We start from the raw sequence: 16,749 nt of genomic DNA on the forward strand, positions 1-16,749 counted from the left end.
AACCACACCGTCCAGCCCCGCGCGCTGCACTCCTACCTGTGCCGGCGCGACGCCAACGCCCGCCATCGCCGCGCAATCAGGCAACGCGGCCGGCGTTGCAGGTCAGCACCGGGCCCATGCCTCGGCGAGCAGGCTGTTCACCGCTTCGGGCTGGTCACGATGCGGTGAGTGATCGGCGCCTGGTACCAGGACCAGTCAGGCGCCGATCCGGTCCGCTGTGAACTCGCCACAGGACATCATGGCCTCGCCGATGAACGCGCGGTACTCAGCGTGCGCGGTCTCCCAGGTGCCGTTGACCACCAGCTTCGGGAAGTCGGCCCGCGCGAGCGCGGTCAACGGGATCTTGGCGTCCCAGACCGGACGCTCGGCCATCCCCGAGGCGGCGGCGCGCAGCAGGTGCGGGGTGGACTCGGGCGACGGCAGGTCGTAGCCCTCAGTCGAGTACCGCAGGTACTCCTCGGGGCTCATCGGCTCACGCCGCTCGCCACATGCCGCCCGGATCCGGCCCAGCGCCTCCGCGACCGCTGGATGCTCCTCGGCCACGTGCAACGCGGACGGCTCGATCAGCGTCAGCGAGTGAACAACCTCCGGCCGGCGCGCTGCCGCGATCACCACACCCGCCGCGCCGGAGGAGTGACCCACCAGGTGCGCGCCGGTGCCGAGTAGCGCCACGATGTCGTCTGCGTCCACCTCGTAGTCGCTGCGCTCGATGTCCGGACTGTCCCTGAAGCCGCGCCGGTCCATCAACTCCAGCCGGAAATGCTCAGCGAGCAGGCGCTGGCCGTGGAAGCAGTCGGCGCCCCAACTCATGGTGCCGTGCACAAGAAGCGCGGGGGGCGGCCGCCGATGCCTCGTCCTGCCACAACGTCAAAAAACTGGTTCGCGTCCCACGGCAGGGATCCCATGAGCAGTCAGGCATGCGTGGACACCTGCGCATCGAACTCGCCAATGGTGAATGCGTCGAGGCTCTCAAGAACGTCTCGCCACGACCTCGGCAGCGATCAGCCGCTGGTCGGCCACAACGCCCCGGACTTCCGTCTGGAGGACGGCACTTGCCTCGCTGACCTGATGCAGGACGGACGAGGCGTCGTGCTCGACTTCAGCAGCGACCACCGCCTGCGGGATGCGGCGACGGGCTGGCAAAGCCGGCTGCGTTACGCGGCCGGGACGGCGAAGAACAACCTGGGACTGGGAGCCGTGCTCGTCCCACCGGACGGCATCGTCGCCTGGGCGGGTGAGCGCGACATCGACCGGAAGGCATTCGAGCGGGCCGGCGGCGAGTGGTTCGGCACTGCGGAAACCTGAGCCGGCGCCCGTTCCCCGGCGAACCTTCCCTTCCCCAACCCACCCTCCCCTTCTCCCAACCCACGTTTCAAGGAGCACAGTTGACGATCGCCCTCCGTCCGGGAACCACCGTGATGTTCACCGGAGATTCGATCACCGACAGCCGGCGGCTGCAGAGCGAGGACGGCCTCGGGTTCGGCTACCCGCTGCGCGTCGCGGGCGAGTGGCACCTGCGGCACCCGGACCGGCCCGTGACCTGGCTGAACACCGGGATCGGGGGCCACAAGGTGAGCGATCTGGAAGCCCGATGGCAAGCGGACGTGCTCGACGCGTCCCCGGACGTGGTGTCGATCCTCGTCGGCGTCAATGACATGGGCTGGCACACGATCGCCCCGGACGGCTACGTGATCCCCGCGGAGGGAGCACTGGGCTGCGGACGGCGTGCACCCGACGCCGGCCGGTCACGCCGCCCTCGCCGCTGCCTGGCTGCGTCTGGTGGCGTAAGCGTGCCTCGCGATCGCCCGCGAGCTCGGAGATCGGAAGGAGCTTCGCCGGTCGACCCGCCGAAGGAAAAATCACTGGCTGGCCACTGTGAACCCGTCCCTGCAGGTGTCGAAGACGGGGCGGTAGGCGTCCCACTGTGCTTCCGGTGCCGAGAGGTAGATGTCGTACTCCCGCCCGCCCGCGCGGCCGAAGCCCTGCTCGATGCCGCGGAACACGCGCGCCTTCCCCTTGAAGGTGAACTCCCATACCACGGCGGGCTGTTCCCGGAACGTGGTCTGCTGCATGCGCAGCCTCCGGTAACCGGAGGGGTAGTTGCCCTTCGTGATCGCCTCCATATCCGTGAAGTGTGCCATGGGGGTCGAACCCGCGGGTTCCACCATCTTGACCGTGAGGCCGCCCCGGCCGGACTTGTCGGCGAAGGTGACCAGTTCACCCGACCGCGTGACGGCCTTCCAGCCGTCCGGCACGGGGAAGGAGGCGCCGATCTCGCTGACCTGGTGGAATCCCTTGGGTACGGGCGGTGGCGTGTACGCCGGTGTAGCAGTACCGGGGGTTTTCAGGGCGCCGGTGTCGGGTGTGCCGGTGCCATGGTCCGATGTCGCGTAGATCGTGCCTGCGATGGCCGCGGCCCCTGCGGTCACGGCAACGGTGGTGGCGACGAGGACGCGGCGCTTGCTGCCCCGGCGCCGTTCCCTGCCGCCATCGGTTCGAGCGGGTCCGGCCGCTACCGTCTCTCCACGGGAAGACCGAGCCGGGGCCTCGCTGTGCGGTCCGGCGGACGGGGTTGCAACGGGCTCCGGAGGCAGAACCGTCGTCGGCCCGGTCGGTCCAGCTGATTCACCCGATCCAGCCGATTCAGTCGATGGAGCCGATCCACTGCACTGAGCGGCCCGCAAGGCCCGCTCGGTCTCCTCCGCCGACGGCCGCTCGTCCGGATCCTTGGACATGAGGGCTTCGATGAGCGGTGCCAGCGGCCCGGCGTGCTTCATGGGCTCCAATGGGTCGACGACGATGGCGTACGCGGACTCCATCACGGTGGGCCGGTGGAACGGCGGCCGGCCCTCCACCGCCTGGTACAGCGTCGCGCCCAGTGCCCACAGGTCTGATGCCGGTCCCGGCTTCTGACCGCGTATCCGTTCCGGCGCCATGTACTGGATGGAGCCAACCATCTCGCCGGTCTTGGTGAGGGTGGAGACGTCGGAGGTCATCGCGATGCCGAAGTCGGTGAGCACCACGCGGCCCTCGGCGCCGAGCATGACGTTGCCGGGCTTGACGTCGCGATGCAGCACCCCGGCTGCGTGCGCGGCCCGCAGTGCGGCGGTCATCTCCAGGCCGATGCGGGCCGCCTCTTCGGGCGGGATGGTCTGCCTGTCCTTGAGGAGATCTCCGAGCGTGACCGCCGGGACGTATTCCATGACGATGCAGGGCCGACCGTCGTCGTCCACGACGTCATGGACCACGACCACATTGGGATGCACAATGCGGGCGGCGCTGCGCGCCTCACGGCGCATGCGCTCGTAGAGCGTGGCAAGCTCGCCCTCGGACAGGTGCGGATGGACATGGATCCGCTTGAGCGCGACCTGGCGGCCCAGGACTTCGTCCTGCGCGCGCCACACCGTGCCCATGCCGCCACGGCCGATCTGCTGGGTGAGCCGGTAGCGCCCGGCGATGAGTCGCCCCTCGTCCGTCACAGCCTGCCTCCGCCAGTTCCGGCCCGTTCACTTCTTTTTGTCACCATAGCTGCCTGTTTGAACTGCTATGTGGGGCGACTGCGCCACCGACGACATGTCCACACCATCGCCCGCGCCGCCAACCCCATCACAGTCCTCGACCAGGCACCGGTCGCCGAGGCGCAGACCGGTTCCTACTACGAAGGACGCTGCTGCCGAGCATGGCTACGGAGACCAATCCGAGACCTCGGACGGGCAACGGGCTACCTGGTGGCGCGCGCCGGGCACGATGCGCGCCCCGACCGCCCGCGGGTGTTGATCGCGCACCGGTCAGCGTTCGCCGGCCCCGCCCGCTGACGCACCATCAGCCACTTCCGGTGAACCGCTGTCCCACCCCGAGGCGGCGCAGGTCGGCGAGGGCCTGCGGGTCCTGGCCCGGCTCCAGCTTCTGCGGCGCGGGCGGCTGGTTGGGCTGCTTCCCGGTGTACGCGGTCGAACCGTCGCCTATCGGCTTGCCCTCCACCACCTGTCCGGGCTTGGTGCAGACCTTGCCGGAGGTGGACGACCCAATGGCCGAGCACCCGGCGACCGAGGGCACGGCCGCCGCCCCAACCCCGAGTCCGCATATCCGTCGGCGGCTCAATTCGCGCATTGCGGTCCCCGTTGCACTGGTTCGAAGTTCTGGTCGGTCGGGCGTCCAGAAACGTGGGTCGCTCAGAGAGATGGGCAATCGGAGGCCGGAGTTCCATTGACGACCCCGGAAGGAGATTCCTCGACGGAGGGTCGTGAGCGGTTTACGCTCCGCTGTTCACAGCCAGGCCCTGACGCCCCTGGCGACCCCTCGGCGAACTCCTCCTCGTCAGCGACGTGCGCGCCTCCCCAGAGGTGGCGGAGCAGGCGATGTAGTACAGCCTCCGGCCGGTCTGCCCGCTCGGGCTTGCCGCGCCGGGGTGAGCAGGGTTCCGGCCATGGCGCACCCGGCAAGCCCATCGGCTCCCGCCAGGCGAAGGCATGATGCCGTTACCGTGCCTCGGGCTATGCGGCGGAACGCGTACAGCCCCAGGCACACGGCGGTCGGAGTGCCTACCCCGCCTGGAGAGCGAGGGTCGGGGGGAGCTGTGCGGCGCGGACTGCCGGATACCGTCCCGCCATCGACCCGATGAGCAGCGTGGCGGCGAAGCCTCCGCCCGTCGCCCCAAGAGGATCACCCAGGGCATGCCGCCCGACACGGCGAACACGTATGTGGCCGCCGAGCCCAGTACCGCGCCGGCCAGTCCGCCGAGTCCGGTCCCGCAACAACGCCCTGCGACTGCTGCTGCACATCCCGAAACTGCAGACCACTCTGTTCGACAGCGCCACCGGCTTCAGCGTCAGCTACCCCCAGCCCACTGATCGCCCCGAACCACGCCGCGACCGGCGTGGCGGCCCGCAACCCGGGCAGATCGCCCCCCGGCCCCAGAGAGCACCACTGGTACCCGGCCTGGGGCGACGACACCCGTCAGCAACTGCTCCTGCTCCCCGGGCCCGACGTCGACACCGAGGCCCCCTTGGCCTGGACTGCGGCCCGCGACGGCCTCCTCCGCCCGCTGTTCCTCACCGATCCCACCATCCCCCAGGGGTACCGCGCCCGCCGTGTCGCGCTGTATCTGGTCCGCCCCGACGGTGTGATCGCCGCCCGCTCCACCGGTGACCTCACACCGCTGAGCGCCTGCACGGGCCGTCGACTCGCCCGCGCCCTCCCCACCCCAACAGCGGCCCGATACCCACCACCTACCGGCGTGCCGTGTCCAGCCCCGTCCGAAGGGGCTGGACACAGAGCGGGTCGGGAGCCAGTTGCGAAGGAGCGGCCGTTGGGCCCAGCGCCGTTGACGGGCTCCAGTACGCCCCCTCTTGCAGGAGGATCAGGCACGTGTCCGTCCAACGACTGGAAACCCTCCTATCCGACCTGTGCGGCAACAGCCGCCACGGCTCGGGAGGTTCGCCATGAACACCAAACACCGCACCATCACCACTATCGGAACAACAGCCCTCCTCACGTTGGGGAGCATCATCCTGGCCACGCCTGCCCAAGCGCAGGGCCCCGGCGGCCTTCTCGGTGGCCTTCTGGGCGGCGCCACCGGTGGCTTTCTCAGCGGCCTTCTCGGCGGCCTCTCCGACCGTGCGCTGAAGACGGACGTGACGCCCGTGGCCTGGAACGCATGATCACCAGAGTACGGGCCCTTCTCGCGTCAGTGGCCGGCAGTTGGAAGGCAACTTCTCCGGGATCCGTCCCGGCCGGTCTGGCATCAAAGGCCGGTCCTGCCACTGCGCGCAGCTGTGGTCCGGTGAATGGCTACCGCGTTCCGGAGCAGGTGGTTGCGCTGCCGGTGAGCTCGTGGCGCTACCACTGGGAGGACCCGCATGTCCGGCACATGGGGCCCATGGCACAGGACTGGTGGTCCGCGTTCGAGGTCGGGGAGAACAACCGCACGATCAGCTGTATCGACAGCAACGGGGTGGCCATCGTCTCCATCCAGGCGCTGCACCGGCTCCTGACACAGGCGCAGGAGGAAGTCGCCGACCTGCGCAAGCAGATCGACGACCTCCGCAAGCTGCACGACGTACCCCGGGAGAGCGAAACAGGTCACGTCCGCCCCTGAAGAGGACCGGCCAAGGCAGCCGAAAAGGACAGCCGGATGATCTCGGCGCCCTGCGGACCAAACCGCCCGACCAATCCTCCGGTGCCAGCCGCCGAAGTATAGAGCCGGTACAGACTCCCGCACCTCGCTGGTGTCTACGCCCGTGATGCTGCGGCACGCTCGACGGACGGCGACCACTTGGGCACGGGCCAACTCCTTGACATCGTGGCTTCATTGGTCGGGGATCGGGACGAACGCAGGTGGTTGAGGATCGCCGCGGCCCCTGCTGCGTGGTGTGTTTGCGCCGGTGGGTGCGTTGCTGGGTGGCGCGGTGGGCCAGGTCGGCGCGGTAGCCGGCGGGGCCGCCGTTGCGCATCACCTCGCGCGTGATGGTGGAGGTGGGGCGGTCGAGACGGCGGGCGATCTCGGCGTAGGCCAGGCCGTCGGCCAGCCCTGTGGCGATCTGCTGGCGTTCGGATTGGGTGAGCCTGCCTCCCGGCATGACGACCCCCTTCATGCCCCACGGGTGCTCCATGGTGCTGCTCGGTGTTCCTCGACGCCTTCACCATAGCGTTCACCCTCAACGCATTGCAACGGGCGACCGTTCCATCGTTGCGTTAAGCGGGAGGGTATTGCAATGATTATCGCGCTTTCGCCTGCGCAGATGCTGTTTTCATGCAAAGGACTTGTTGCTCGAAGTTGGAAAGCAACGTAGCGTTTCCGTCATCAGGAAACAGCGAGTCGCCAGCACACAGGAGCGCATGATGCACAAGTTCCACACCCCCGCCCCGATCTCCGCCGTCCTGGGCATCCCCGCCGGACGCGTCCAGTTCATCGCCGCAGACCGAGCCGACACCACGGTCGAGGTCCTGCCCGCCAACACCTCGAAGAGCCGCGACGTGAAGGCGGCGGAGCAGACCACGATCGAGTACGCCGACGGCGTCCTGCGGATCGAGTCGTCGGCGAAGGACCAGTACTTCGGACCGTCCGGATCCATCGAGGTGACGGTCAAGCTGCCCGCCGGCTCCCACGTCCAGGCCAAGACTGCCAGTGCCGAACTCCGGACCCTCGGCCGCCTCGGCGACGTCGTCTTCGAAGGCGCCTACAGCCAGACCAAGTTGGACGAGGCCGCGAGCGTGCGCCTCACTGCCGTCGACGGTGACGTCGAGGTCGGCCGGCTGGGCGGGCCCGCGGAGATCAGCACCGCACGGGGCGACATCCGGATCACCGAAGCCACGGGCGGCAAGGTCGTGCTCCGCACCCAGGCCGGCGACATCACGATCAGCGCCACCGCCGGCGTCTCGGCCGCCCTGGACGCCCACACCGCCTACGGCCGCATCCACAACGCCCTCAAGAACGACGGCACCGCCGAACTCGACATCCGCGCCACCACCTCCCACGGCGACATCACCGCCCGCAGCCTCTAACCCGGCCCCCCAAGCAGCACCCCTCAACACAACACAACCCGGCCATCGGGCGAACACGAACGCGAACTCCATGGACACCACGCCGAGGAAGCGTCCCGCACCCCGAACGCAGCACCGCCACCGCGCCGGGACGCGCCCGCCGGCAGCCACACCACCAAGCCAACCACCCACCGACCACACACCTCACAAGGAGCCACAATCATGTCCCTCAGCCTCACCCCCGGTCAGCGCGGCGGCTTCTCCGAAACGGGGCTGCGCACAGTCCGCGACGTGCTGACACGGCACGTGGAGTCCGGGAAGATTCCCGGACTCGTCGCCCTGGTCAGCCGGGGCGGTCACACCCACGTCGAAGCGATCGGCACGATGCGCCACGACGGCGGGGCGCCCATGCGCCGGGACACGATCTTCCGGATGGCCTCGACAACCAAGCCGGTCACGATGGCGGCGGCGATGGTCCTGCTGGACGAGTGCCGGCTGCGCCTAGACGACCTGGTCGAGCCGTGGCTGCCCGAACTCGCCGACCGCCGAGTGCTCAAGCGGGTCGACGGCCCGCTTGAGGACACCGTCCCAGCGCGGCGGCCGATCACCGTACGGGACCTGCTGACCTCCACCTTCGGCCTGGGCATGGATCTGACGGCACTGGGCACCCCGATCATGGACGCGGTCTTCGAGCGGGGCATTTTCAGTCAGAGCGCGACAGCGGTGGCCGCGCCGGACGAGTGGATGCGCCGGCTGGCGACGCTGCCACTGATGCACCAGCCCGGAGCGCACTGGCAGTACCAGGTCAGCAACGATCTGCTCGGTGTCCTCGTCGCCCGGGTCACCGGCCAGTCGTTCGAGACGTTCCTGCGCGAACGGATCTTCGGCCCGCTGGGGATGAAGGACACCGGTTTCCACGTGCCCGCCGGCAAGATCGACCGGCTGCCACCCTGCTACACGCCCAACCCGGAGACCGGGGAGTTCACCGTGTGGGACGAGGCGGTGGGCGGACAGTACAGCACGCCTCCGGCGTTCCAGTCAGGCGGCGGCGGACTGGTCTCCACCGTCGACGACTACCACGCCTACTTCCGCATGCTGCTCAACGGCGGAATGCACGAGGGCGAACGCATCCTGTCCCGGCCGGCCGTGGAACTGATGACCACCAACTGCCTCACCCCCGAACAGAATGCCGCCCGCAGCGACTTGGCCCGCAACAACGTCCACATCTCTTTCGGCCAGGGACAGCACGGCGGCTGGGGCTACGGCATGGCGGTGCGCACCTACCGCGGCGACTACGCACCCATCGGCCAGTTCGGCTGGGACGGCGGTACCGGCACCACCGCCTACGCCGACCCGCACAACGGGCTCGTCGGCGTCCTGCTCACCCAGGTCGGACTGTCCCTCCCGGCCCCGGCACAACTCGTCCACGACTTCTGGACCACGCTCTACCAGGCCATCGACGACTGACACCGACGACGGACACCGGCGTAACCGCGCACGAACTCGGTCGCCGACCGGCCGGTGTCCATCGCTCGCGCCCCGGAACACGGCGAATTCCAGGGGTCGTCGCAACACCGTGATCAACTGGCTGTCGCTAGGAGCTCAGGGCGTGTCCGACAGGTCAGCGAGCCTGCCGTGCCTGGTCAGTTGACTGCACTGACTCGTTGATCGGCTCGACTCAGCGAAGGCTGATCAGGGACAGCAGTCGAATGCCCGACGGCGAAGGCGGCTACCGCCCGTTGCAACGGGAACGAGGGTGGGGATAGGGATAGGGATGGACCTTGGAACCCATGTGCCGGTCGTCTGTCTGCCCGAACACCCCGACAGTGCAAGGGCGTTCTCCTGGAAGCACCTCCAACCCACGGTCATCGGCCTGCTCACCGGAAGCGTGCTCTTCCTGGGCGCCGCGGTTGGGATCGTGCTCACCCGCTGAGCTTGTTCTCCCTCCTCGTTCTCCCTCCTCGTTCTCACTATCGGATCCACAGCCGGATCGATGCGACGCTGACCATGCCGTGAATGACGAACGCTCTGGCCCAGAGGTCCCTCAGACCCACTCAACCTCTGAGTGGACGTTCGAGGGGCCTCCCTGCGTCGGCAGAGGGGTTCTGGGCACCTCTGCCACGACGGTCCGCCGACGCTCCGAGACTGCGACACCGAGCGCGCGCAGCGCGTCAACCATCTCAGCCTCTGTGACATCAGTCATGGCGTCGGCGATCCGTCGTAAGGCGTCGCTCACGTCACTGGCCGTTTGCACGGGTCTCAGGCTTCCTCGCGGTCAGCGGCAGCATCTTCTCACCGCTGTCGCTCAGTTGTGGCCATGTATCGCACTGCGGACAGACACCGGATGGCAAGCACGGCTGCAACGTCTTCTGGCTCTTCGTTTGGATCAGTGAGCCACTTCCATCCCATCCCGCGGGGGTGAAACGGGCTGGTCAACGGCGGTCGTGACGCGGCTCGTCTGTCTGACCTGTGGCCTTCCCCCTCCGCCTGATGGGCTGACCGCAGGCACCGAACGGGTGAACGCAGCGTGCCGTGCGCGCACGCAGCGCGGCGACTGTCGAAGCTGGGGCCGCTCCAATCCTCGACGCCTCGTCACCGGAGGTGCGCCACGATGCGCCGATTCCTCACGGCCGCAGCTGCTGTCCTGACCGTGACGGTCTGCTCGGCCGCGTCCGTTTTCGCCGCTTCGGCCGTGCCCACCGCGCCGCGGCATGTCGCCGCCGAGCCCCCGCCGGCTCGGTCAACCACCCCACTCGGCCGACTGGGAGCAGTCAACTTCGCTCTGCCGGTGCTTGCCTCAGTGCCGGACCCCGACCGCTCCCCGGCCGGAGCCAACGACTTCACCTGCCGGCCCTCCGCCGCCCACCCCCGCCCGGTAATCCTGGTGCACGGCACCTTCGAGAACGCCTTCAGCAACTGGAGCGGGCTTGCCCCGGTGTTGAAACACGCCGGCTATTGCGTGTTCGCCCTCAACTACGGCCAGACCAAACCCCACGCCCTGATGAAGGGGACCGGCCCGGTTCCCGACTCGGCCAAGCAGCTGGCCGCCTATGTCGAGAAGGTGCTTGCCGCCACGGGGGCGCGGAAGGTCGACCTCGTGGGCCACTCCCAGGGCGGCGGACTGATGCCCCAGTGGTACCTGCGCTTCAACCGCGGCGCCGCGAAGGTGCACCGGCTGGTGGGCATCAACCCCAGCAACCACGGCACCACCGTTGACGGCCTGGCCCATGTCGCCGATGCAGTACTGGACGTGGCGGGACACACCGGCAAGCCACTTGGCCTGGACGTCCCCGCCGCCGAGGACCAGACGGTCGGGTCCCCAGTGCTCCGGCATCTCTACGCCAAGGGTGACACCGAGCCCGGTGTCACCTACACCAACATCGTCACCAAGACCGACACCCTAGTGACCCCGTACACCAACCAGTTCCTCACCGCTGTGCCTGGTGCAACCGTCCACAACATCCTGCTGCAGGACGTATGCCCACTGGACCTCACCGGTCACTTCAGCGGCGCGGACGACCCGAACGTGCACCAGTTGGTGCTGAACGCTCTCGACCCCGCACACGCCGCGCCGGTGCACTGTGCGCTCAGGCCGATTCCGCTGTGACTCCGATTCGTCGGCCACAGCACAGGAGAGTTCACGGCACTCTGCGCGGAAAAGCGGCAGGCGCTAGCTGTTCTGTCCGGGGAGGTTGTGGACGGTGAGGCAGGTCTCGGCTGAGGGATCTTGAACAGGTGAGGGCCTTCCGGGTTCGGTGTGGATTGCGACGTCTACACCGACCGAAAGGCCCTCGTGCCCCACCGTAATGCACCCCTGACCGAGACTGGACGGCTGCGTCTGGCCCGCTGCGTCGTCGACGAGGGCTGGACCCTGCGGCGGGCCGCCGAACGCTTCCAGGTCTCGCCCACCACCGCCCAACGCTGGGCCGACCGCTACCGGCTGCTGGGTGAGGCGGGGATGGCAGACCGTTCAAGCCGCCCGCACCACAGCCCGCGCCGCACCCCGACACGCACGGAACGGCGCATCATCAAGGTCCGCCTCCTGCGCCGGTGGGGCCCGGCCCGCATCGCCCACCTGCTGCGACTGGTCCCCTCGACCGTGCACCGCGTGCTGACCCGGTTCGGCCTGGCCCGCCTGACCCACCTGGACCGGGCCACAGGCCGGCCGATACGCCGCTACGAACGCGACCGCCCCGGCGAGTTGGTCCACGTGGACATCAAGAAGCTCGGCAACATCCCCGACGGCGGCGGCCACAGGACACTCGGCCGGCAAGCAGGCCGCAAGACCCGCTCGGGAGTCGGCTACAGCTACATCCACACCGCCGTCGACGACCACTCCCGCCTGGCCTACAGCGAGATCCACACCGACGAGAAAAAGGAGACCGCCACCGCCTTCTGGACCCGGGCCCAAACGTTCTTCACCACCTGCGGCATCACCGTCGAACGCGTCCTGACCGACAACGGCGCCTGCTACAAGTCCCACACCTGGCGCGATGCCCTCGCAGCAGCCGGGATCACCCACAAGCGAACCCGGCCCTACCGACCACAGACCAACGGCAAAGTCGAACGCTTCAACCGCACCCTGCTTGACGAATGGGCCTACGCGAAGCCCTACCGCTCAGAGACCGAACGCCGCGAAGCGTTCCCCCAATGGCTCCACACCTACAATCACCACCGCGGACACACCGCGCTCAAGGGCAAACCACCCGCCAGCCGCGTCCCCAACCTCACAGGGCAATACAGCTAGCCACCGCTCGGCAACCGCCAACGGTCTCCTTCCTTGCCTGTTGGTGGCCGACCGGCACCCGACGACCAGTGAGCGTTGGTCATCCTGGAGGTGCCGGTCATGGGGTTGGCGTGGGTGGTGGGTCGTGTGCTCGTGCTGGTCGGGGGTGACTGTCTGGCATCGAGACCCTCCGTCAGCGGGTGACCTCGGCGTTCGTCAGTACGAGCAGGGACGCAGGAGCGTGGTGGATCTTCAATGCGGGAATCCGCAAAGTCTGCCACTATCAGCCCAGTTGAGACGCCGATCGGACCAACAAGACGGGGGAACTGCTCATGCCTACCACGTGGCGTATAGCCACCGCCGCCACGCTCTCGGCCCTGCTGGTGGCCGGCCTGTCGGCCTGCGGAGGATCCCAGGGCGGGGGGTCCTCGGACGGCGGATCTTCGGGCGGGGGTTCCACGGCGCCGGAGAAGAAGGCCGCCGACCTGGACCCCAAGGGCGCACTGGAGGCAGCGGCCACCGCCATGGCTCAGGCGGGCAGCGCCAGTATGGCCACATCGAGCGTCGCTCCCCCCGCAGGCGGCAGTAGCGGGTCGTCCTCCGGGCAGGGCGGCAGCGGGTCGTACACCTGGAAGTCGCCCGAGGCGTTCCAGATGTCCATGAACAACGGCAGCCGGGCGGAGATCACCCTGTACGTCGACGGGACGATGTACTTCGGCGGCGACAAGATCACCAAAAACGGCAGCGGGAAGAAGTGGCTGAAGTGCGACTCCACCACCTACCCGACCATGAAGAAGACGGACCTCTCGGTGCCGAGCCCGGCCGCCATGACCGAGATGCGCGAGTTCTACAACCCGGTCGCCCAGCTCACCGCCAACGCGAAGGCCGGCCGCCTCACCAAGGCGGGCAACGAGACGGTCGGCGGCACGAAGACGGTCCATATCCAGAGCTTCATCAAGACCGATGTCTGGGCCGCCGCCCTGCCCGGCGTCGCCGCCCAACAGAAGGAGGTGGCCGGGGCCATGCACCAGCAGTCGGCCACCTACGACTTCTGGATCGACGAGCAGAACCGCCTGGTCCAGGTCCGCATGAGCGACCCCGGCCTCCCCTACAAGCCCGGGATCCAGACCACCTACTCCGCCTACGGCACCGCCCCCAAGATCAGCACCCCACCGGCGAATGAGGTGCCGGGCGCGGCGCAGCTGTCGAAGAACCTGCAGCACTGATCGCCGAAGTCGGAGCCTCCGCGTCGGCTGTCCCACCCGGGTCTTTCCCTGAGCCCTCTGTTCATCCGCCGACTCTCAGCCAGGCTGCGACGCAGGTCAGCTCAACCGCGGACGGTGCCAACCAGATGGCGCAGAACGGCATGCAGGCAGCACTGCTGTTGCCGGCCCGCTGCCGCTGTTCCGCCGCTGTTCCGAATCGCCGCGCGCGCCCGTGGCGCACAGGGCGACCGTGCCGTGGAGCAGTGGCCGCGGCCGTGGCGTGCGGGTCGTCTCCGTGGTCGCCGGGGTCAGGCCCGGCTGGGCGGACATCGGTGTGCGCGCCGCGTGAACGCGGGCATGTTCACGGGCTCGGACCTATGCGGCGGCTGACCTCGACCGCACGCACGAAACCGCATGGTGAAAGGCCGACAGACATGACCACAGATATGGGCGGCGTCACCGAGCAGCCCTCGGCGGACCCCGTCGACCGCGCGGTGTCGCGGCGGCACATGCTGCGGCTCGGGGCCGGCGTCGCGGGCGGCGGTACCCTGCTGGGGGCCGCCGCCGCGGGCGGAATGCTCGTCGGGTGGTTGCCCGGTGGGGTGAAGCTGAAGAAGGTGCTGGGGCTGACCGGGAAGGACGGCACGGTGCCGGACGTGGCGCCAGGGGCGGTACACGTCGAGCGAGTGCGCTCGGCGGCGCGGAGCCGGGTTGTGACGATGGTGACCATGCTGCCGCCCGGCACCGCGGCGAGCACGAAGCTGCCGGTCTGCGTGATGCTGCACGGGCGCGGGAACGACGCGCAGGGCATGGTGACGCTGGGGACGCCGCAGTTCCTGGCGGCCGCGGTCAAGGGCGGCATGCCGCCGTTCGCCGTCGTCGCGGTGGACGGCGGGGACGCCACGTACTGGCACCAGCGCTCCCCCGGTGACGGCGACGACCCGCAGGCGATGCTCCGCGAGGAGCTCCCCGGCTGGCTGCACGCCCGCCAACTGCCCACACCGCGCGCCGCGATGGGGATCTCCATGGGCGGCTCGGGCGCCCTTCAGTACGCCATCGGGCGCACGCAGAGCGGCCGCAACCTGGACGCCGTGGCGCTGCTCAGCCCGGGCGTCTTCCGGACCTGGGCGGACGCCCGCGTCACCGGCGGGTACGCCGACGAGGCGGACTGGCAGGCCCACGAGCCGACGCTCCGCCTCGACCGGATGCAGGCCGGTGCCCTCGGCGTGTGGTGCGGCCAGGAGGACCCGTTCTGCCCGGCCGCCCGCGAGGTCGCGCGGCAGGCGCGAGCGCGAGAGGCGCGGTTCCCCGACGGGGAGCACACGGAAGGCTTCTGGCGGCGGGTGATGCCCGACGCGATGTCGCTGTTGGGGCACACGCTCGCCACCACTTGAGAAGAGACTGCCGCGCGGCGACGCGCAGCACGTCGGCCGCGACCAACGGCAGCTGCTTGTGGGCACGGGAGTCGGCCAGGCGCCGACGACCGGTGCCACGGTGTTGGGCAGCTCTCCTCGCACCGACGAACGCGGAGGTCACCCGCCGACGGACGATCACCGCACGGCGGTCATGTTCCCAGTCAGCACGAGCATTCCTTGCCGACACCACGTCAGCATGCTGACCGGCGACTTCAGGATGGAATTCCCTCACGGGGTGCCCCAGGGCCCGTGAGAACGCCCGAAGGCCCCTCAGACCCACTCAACACCTCGGAGTGGACGTTTGAGGGGCCTCCCACGAGAAGGCTCCTGGCCCGCGGCCGGTGCCGGAGGCCGTGCACCGCTCACGGATGGGGAAAGGCCGGCAGTCGCCCCTGTTGAAGCGGACCCGGAGCACAGGGACGCCCTCCTCGGAACGGTCGGGGTTCCAACGCCTCGTGGTCTTGCCTCCAGGGCAGGAAACCTGCTCGTTCTCCCAGTCGATGGTGAAGGCGTCGCCAGTGAAGCCGCCGCCCGCCAGAGTCTGGGGACTGGCGTCCCGCCTGACCGGCCCGGTGAGCGTGATGCCGTACTCATGGCGGGCGGGAACGAGTTCATGTGCGTCGACGTATCCGGCGTCAACCAGGTGCTCGCCGGGCAGACGGCCCGCTTCGGCGAGCCGGGCATCCGACCGCGGCGAGGATGCCGTCCAGGACACGCCGCCCCGCATCCGCCTCCACCAGACGGTCCCGGAACTCTGACAACACCGAGAAGTCGAACCCGGGATCGCCCAGTTCCAGCCCGAGCGCCTACTGGAAGTCGCCCCTCGCCCGCACTGCCTCCGCCGCCTGTCGGTCGGTCGGTCCCTCCACAAACCGCAACACCAGCACGAGCGCCAACCGCCCCGGCGGCCAGGCAGGCTTGCCCCAGGCCGGGAACAGATCCGCGAACTCCTCGTCACCGAACAGCGGAGCCAACTCGTCCCGGACCCGGATCGCCAGGCTCCCCTTCGGGAACGCGGCCCGCGCCACCCGCACCGTCTCCACCGGTACCTCCCCCGGCTCCACCGGCTGCACAGACATCGACACCCGCCCGATACGACAACGTCGGCTCCCAAGACCACAACCGCGTCTTGGGAGCCGACGTCACGCGAGCCCCCGGATTAACCGACAGCGTCCGGAGACTCCGTGACCGGGGCCCCAGGATCAGCTACCGCGGAAGGTGCCGACCGCCGCTAGTTCCGGTACCGGAACACGATCCGGCCGCGCGTCAGGTCGTACGGCGGGAGCTCCACCAGTACCCGGTCTTCCAGGTAGATCTTGATGTAGTGCTTGCGGATCTTCCCGCTGATGTGCGCGAGCACCTGGTGGCCGTTCTCAAGCTCCACGGTGAACATGGCGCTGCGCAGGCACTCGACGACCTTGCCCTCGACTTCGATGACGTTCTTGTTCTTCGTCATCGCACCAGCTCCAGGTTGCTGCTCGCCGGCCCGGACCGCGACCAGCCCGATACGCGGCCGGTTCACCGTCACCACCCGGATCAGCCCCAGGTAGCGGTCCGGCGCCGCGGCCACCGCGTACTTCGACGGGTCGACGATGGTGTCGCCTTCGGGGCGGGGAATCACCTCCGCGGGCATCGACTGCCACCCGACGGTCGCCTCGACTTCGTCACGGATCGCGCGGTCCACCGCCCTTAGCAGACTCTCGTCCGCCTGACCGGCGGGCACGATCGTCACGCCGGAAGGCGGCAGGACTGCTTCGAGCCCTGTGCCCCGCGGGTCGGTCGGCACGACGTACTCCCACTCGCGGCGCCGGATCGTGAACCCGGCTCGCCGCCAGCCGGCCGTCAGCTCGACGTCGGCTTCGTCGACCACCGTGTACAGCGGCGCCGGCAGTTCCGCCAGCATCGCCTCGGCGAGCCGGTC

16 protein-coding genes and 2 pseudogenes are annotated in these 16,749 nt (G+C 69.0%); 10 read left to right on the plus strand and 8 right to left on the minus strand.

The genetic code is table 11. The features are described 5' to 3' along the window. Positions 1-195 precede the first annotated feature (195 nt). Positions 196-810, minus strand: coding sequence for an alpha/beta fold hydrolase (locus GR130_RS20905; RefSeq protein WP_236573283.1), 615 nt, complete (start codon positions 808-810; stop codon positions 196-198). Between the two features lie 93 nt (positions 811-903). On the opposite strand from GR130_RS20905, the gene GR130_RS20910 reads away from it, so the two are divergent. Continuing rightward, entirely contained in the window at positions 904-1,305 is a 402-nt protein-coding gene (locus GR130_RS20910; RefSeq protein ID WP_201304955.1) for an aromatic-ring hydroxylase C-terminal domain-containing protein, read from the plus strand. Positions 1,306-1,483: 178 nt separating this feature from the next. On the opposite strand, the gene GR130_RS41960 is transcribed toward GR130_RS20910, so the two are convergent. The 3 genes from GR130_RS41960 to GR130_RS20925 all read right to left on the minus strand — a co-directional run bounded on the left by GR130_RS41960 (position 1,484) and on the right by GR130_RS20925 (position 4,056). Beyond that, complete coding sequence (locus tag GR130_RS41960) at positions 1,484-1,657, minus strand: prepilin peptidase (RefSeq protein WP_443043636.1); 174 nt, start codon at positions 1,655-1,657, stop codon at positions 1,484-1,486. 202 nt (positions 1,658-1,859) lie between these two features. Beyond that, a complete protein-coding gene (locus GR130_RS20920; RefSeq protein ID WP_159506119.1) occupies positions 1,860-3,479 on the minus strand; it encodes a serine/threonine-protein kinase in 1,620 nt (539 codons plus the stop codon). A gap of 343 nt (positions 3,480-3,822) precedes the next feature. Beyond that, the gene (locus GR130_RS20925; RefSeq protein ID WP_236573285.1) at positions 3,823-4,056 is read right to left on the minus strand and encodes a hypothetical protein; all 234 of its coding nucleotides are present in this window, start codon (positions 4,054-4,056) and stop codon (positions 3,823-3,825) included. Between the two features lie 1,385 nt (positions 4,057-5,441). Here GR130_RS20925 and GR130_RS20930 point away from each other — a divergent pair. Together GR130_RS20930 and GR130_RS39920 are read left to right on the plus strand one after the other, a co-directional pair. Next, entirely contained in the window at positions 5,442-5,660 is a 219-nt protein-coding gene (locus GR130_RS20930) for a hypothetical protein (protein ID WP_159506120.1), read from the plus strand. A 164-nt stretch (positions 5,661-5,824) separates the two neighbouring features. Further along, positions 5,825-6,097: a hypothetical protein gene (locus tag GR130_RS39920; RefSeq protein WP_201305277.1), complete on the plus strand. Its 273-nt coding sequence runs from the start codon at positions 5,825-5,827 to the stop codon at positions 6,095-6,097. A gap of 259 nt (positions 6,098-6,356) precedes the next feature. On the opposite strand, the pseudogene GR130_RS20935 reads toward GR130_RS39920, so the two are convergent. Continuing rightward, a pseudogene (locus tag GR130_RS20935) lies at positions 6,357-6,578 on the minus strand (helix-turn-helix domain-containing protein); the annotation flags it as partial. A 262-nt stretch (positions 6,579-6,840) separates the two neighbouring features. On the opposite strand from GR130_RS20935, the gene GR130_RS20940 reads away from it, so the two are divergent. The 3 genes from GR130_RS20940 (at position 6,841) to GR130_RS20950 (ending at position 9,415) form a co-directional block, all read left to right on the plus strand. Continuing rightward, positions 6,841-7,503 carry a DUF4097 family beta strand repeat-containing protein gene (locus tag GR130_RS20940; RefSeq protein ID WP_159510114.1) on the plus strand — a complete coding sequence of 221 codons (663 nt, stop codon included), beginning with the start codon at positions 6,841-6,843 and terminating at the stop codon, positions 7,501-7,503. Between the two features lie 201 nt (positions 7,504-7,704). After that, positions 7,705-8,949, plus strand: a complete 1,245-nt coding sequence (locus GR130_RS20945) for a serine hydrolase domain-containing protein (RefSeq protein ID WP_159506121.1) — start codon at positions 7,705-7,707, stop codon at positions 8,947-8,949. Between the two features lie 307 nt (positions 8,950-9,256). Continuing rightward, positions 9,257-9,415 (plus strand): hypothetical protein, encoded by a 159-nt coding sequence (locus tag GR130_RS20950; RefSeq protein ID WP_159506122.1) that lies wholly within the window; start codon positions 9,257-9,259, stop codon positions 9,413-9,415. A 111-nt stretch (positions 9,416-9,526) separates the two neighbouring features. On the opposite strand, the gene GR130_RS20955 is transcribed toward GR130_RS20950, so the two are convergent. Next, complete coding sequence (locus GR130_RS20955; RefSeq protein ID WP_159506123.1) at positions 9,527-9,718, minus strand: hypothetical protein; 192 nt, start codon at positions 9,716-9,718, stop codon at positions 9,527-9,529. A 552-nt stretch (positions 9,719-10,270) separates the two neighbouring features. On the opposite strand from GR130_RS20955, the gene GR130_RS20960 reads away from it, so the two are divergent. From GR130_RS20960 to GR130_RS20975, 4 genes are all read left to right on the plus strand, one after another. Further along, positions 10,271-11,089, plus strand: a complete 819-nt coding sequence (locus tag GR130_RS20960) for a lipase family alpha/beta hydrolase (RefSeq protein WP_236573287.1) — start codon at positions 10,271-10,273, stop codon at positions 11,087-11,089. 186 nt (positions 11,090-11,275) lie between these two features. Beyond that, a complete protein-coding gene (locus tag GR130_RS20965) occupies positions 11,276-12,229 on the plus strand; it encodes an IS481 family transposase (protein WP_159506125.1) in 954 nt (317 codons plus the stop codon). Between the two features lie 311 nt (positions 12,230-12,540). Then, a complete protein-coding gene (locus tag GR130_RS20970; RefSeq protein WP_159506126.1) occupies positions 12,541-13,434 on the plus strand; it encodes a hypothetical protein in 894 nt (297 codons plus the stop codon). Positions 13,435-13,847: 413 nt separating this feature from the next. Beyond that, complete coding sequence (locus tag GR130_RS20975; RefSeq protein WP_159506127.1) at positions 13,848-14,807, plus strand: alpha/beta hydrolase; 960 nt, start codon at positions 13,848-13,850, stop codon at positions 14,805-14,807. A gap of 665 nt (positions 14,808-15,472) precedes the next feature. Here the strand turns inward: GR130_RS20975 and GR130_RS41965 are convergent. Together GR130_RS41965 and infA are read right to left on the minus strand one after the other, a co-directional pair. Further along, positions 15,473-15,907, minus strand: a pseudogene (locus tag GR130_RS41965) (transposase); the annotation flags it as partial. 152 nt (positions 15,908-16,059) lie between these two features. Continuing rightward, positions 16,060-16,284: a translation initiation factor IF-1 gene (gene infA, locus GR130_RS20985; protein WP_014182332.1), complete on the minus strand. Its 225-nt coding sequence runs from the start codon at positions 16,282-16,284 to the stop codon at positions 16,060-16,062. Positions 16,285-16,749: the final 465 nt, after the last annotated feature.

This window comes from Streptomyces sp. GS7 (assembly GCF_009834125.1).
Lineage (GTDB): Bacteria > Actinomycetota > Actinomycetes > Streptomycetales > Streptomycetaceae > Streptomyces.

What these genes read in the sequence shown, in the direction of transcription:
- GR130_RS20975 (WP_159506127.1), top strand. Translation starts at nt 13,848, where the DNA reads ATGACCACAGATATGGGCGGCGTCACCGAGCAGCCCTCGGCGGACCCC.
- GR130_RS20940 (WP_159510114.1), top strand. Translation starts at nt 6,841, where the DNA reads ATGCACAAGTTCCACACCCCCGCCCCGATCTCCGCCGTCCTGGGCATC.
- GR130_RS20930 (WP_159506120.1), top strand. Translation starts at nt 5,442, where the DNA reads ATGAACACCAAACACCGCACCATCACCACTATCGGAACAACAGCCCTC.
- GR130_RS20950 (WP_159506122.1), top strand. Translation starts at nt 9,257, where the DNA reads ATGGACCTTGGAACCCATGTGCCGGTCGTCTGTCTGCCCGAACACCCC.
- GR130_RS20945 (WP_159506121.1), top strand. Translation starts at nt 7,705, where the DNA reads ATGTCCCTCAGCCTCACCCCCGGTCAGCGCGGCGGCTTCTCCGAAACG.
- GR130_RS20905 (WP_236573283.1), bottom strand. Translation starts at nt 810, where the DNA reads ATGAGTTGGGGCGCCGACTGCTTCCACGGCCAGCGCCTGCTCGCTGAG.
- GR130_RS20910 (WP_201304955.1), top strand. Translation starts at nt 904, where the DNA reads ATGAGCAGTCAGGCATGCGTGGACACCTGCGCATCGAACTCGCCAATG.
- GR130_RS20970 (WP_159506126.1), top strand. Translation starts at nt 12,541, where the DNA reads ATGCCTACCACGTGGCGTATAGCCACCGCCGCCACGCTCTCGGCCCTG.
- infA (WP_014182332.1), bottom strand. Translation starts at nt 16,284, where the DNA reads ATGACGAAGAACAAGAACGTCATCGAAGTCGAGGGCAAGGTCGTCGAG.
- GR130_RS41960 (WP_443043636.1), bottom strand. Translation starts at nt 1,657, where the DNA reads ATGTCATTGACGCCGACGAGGATCGACACCACGTCCGGGGACGCGTCG.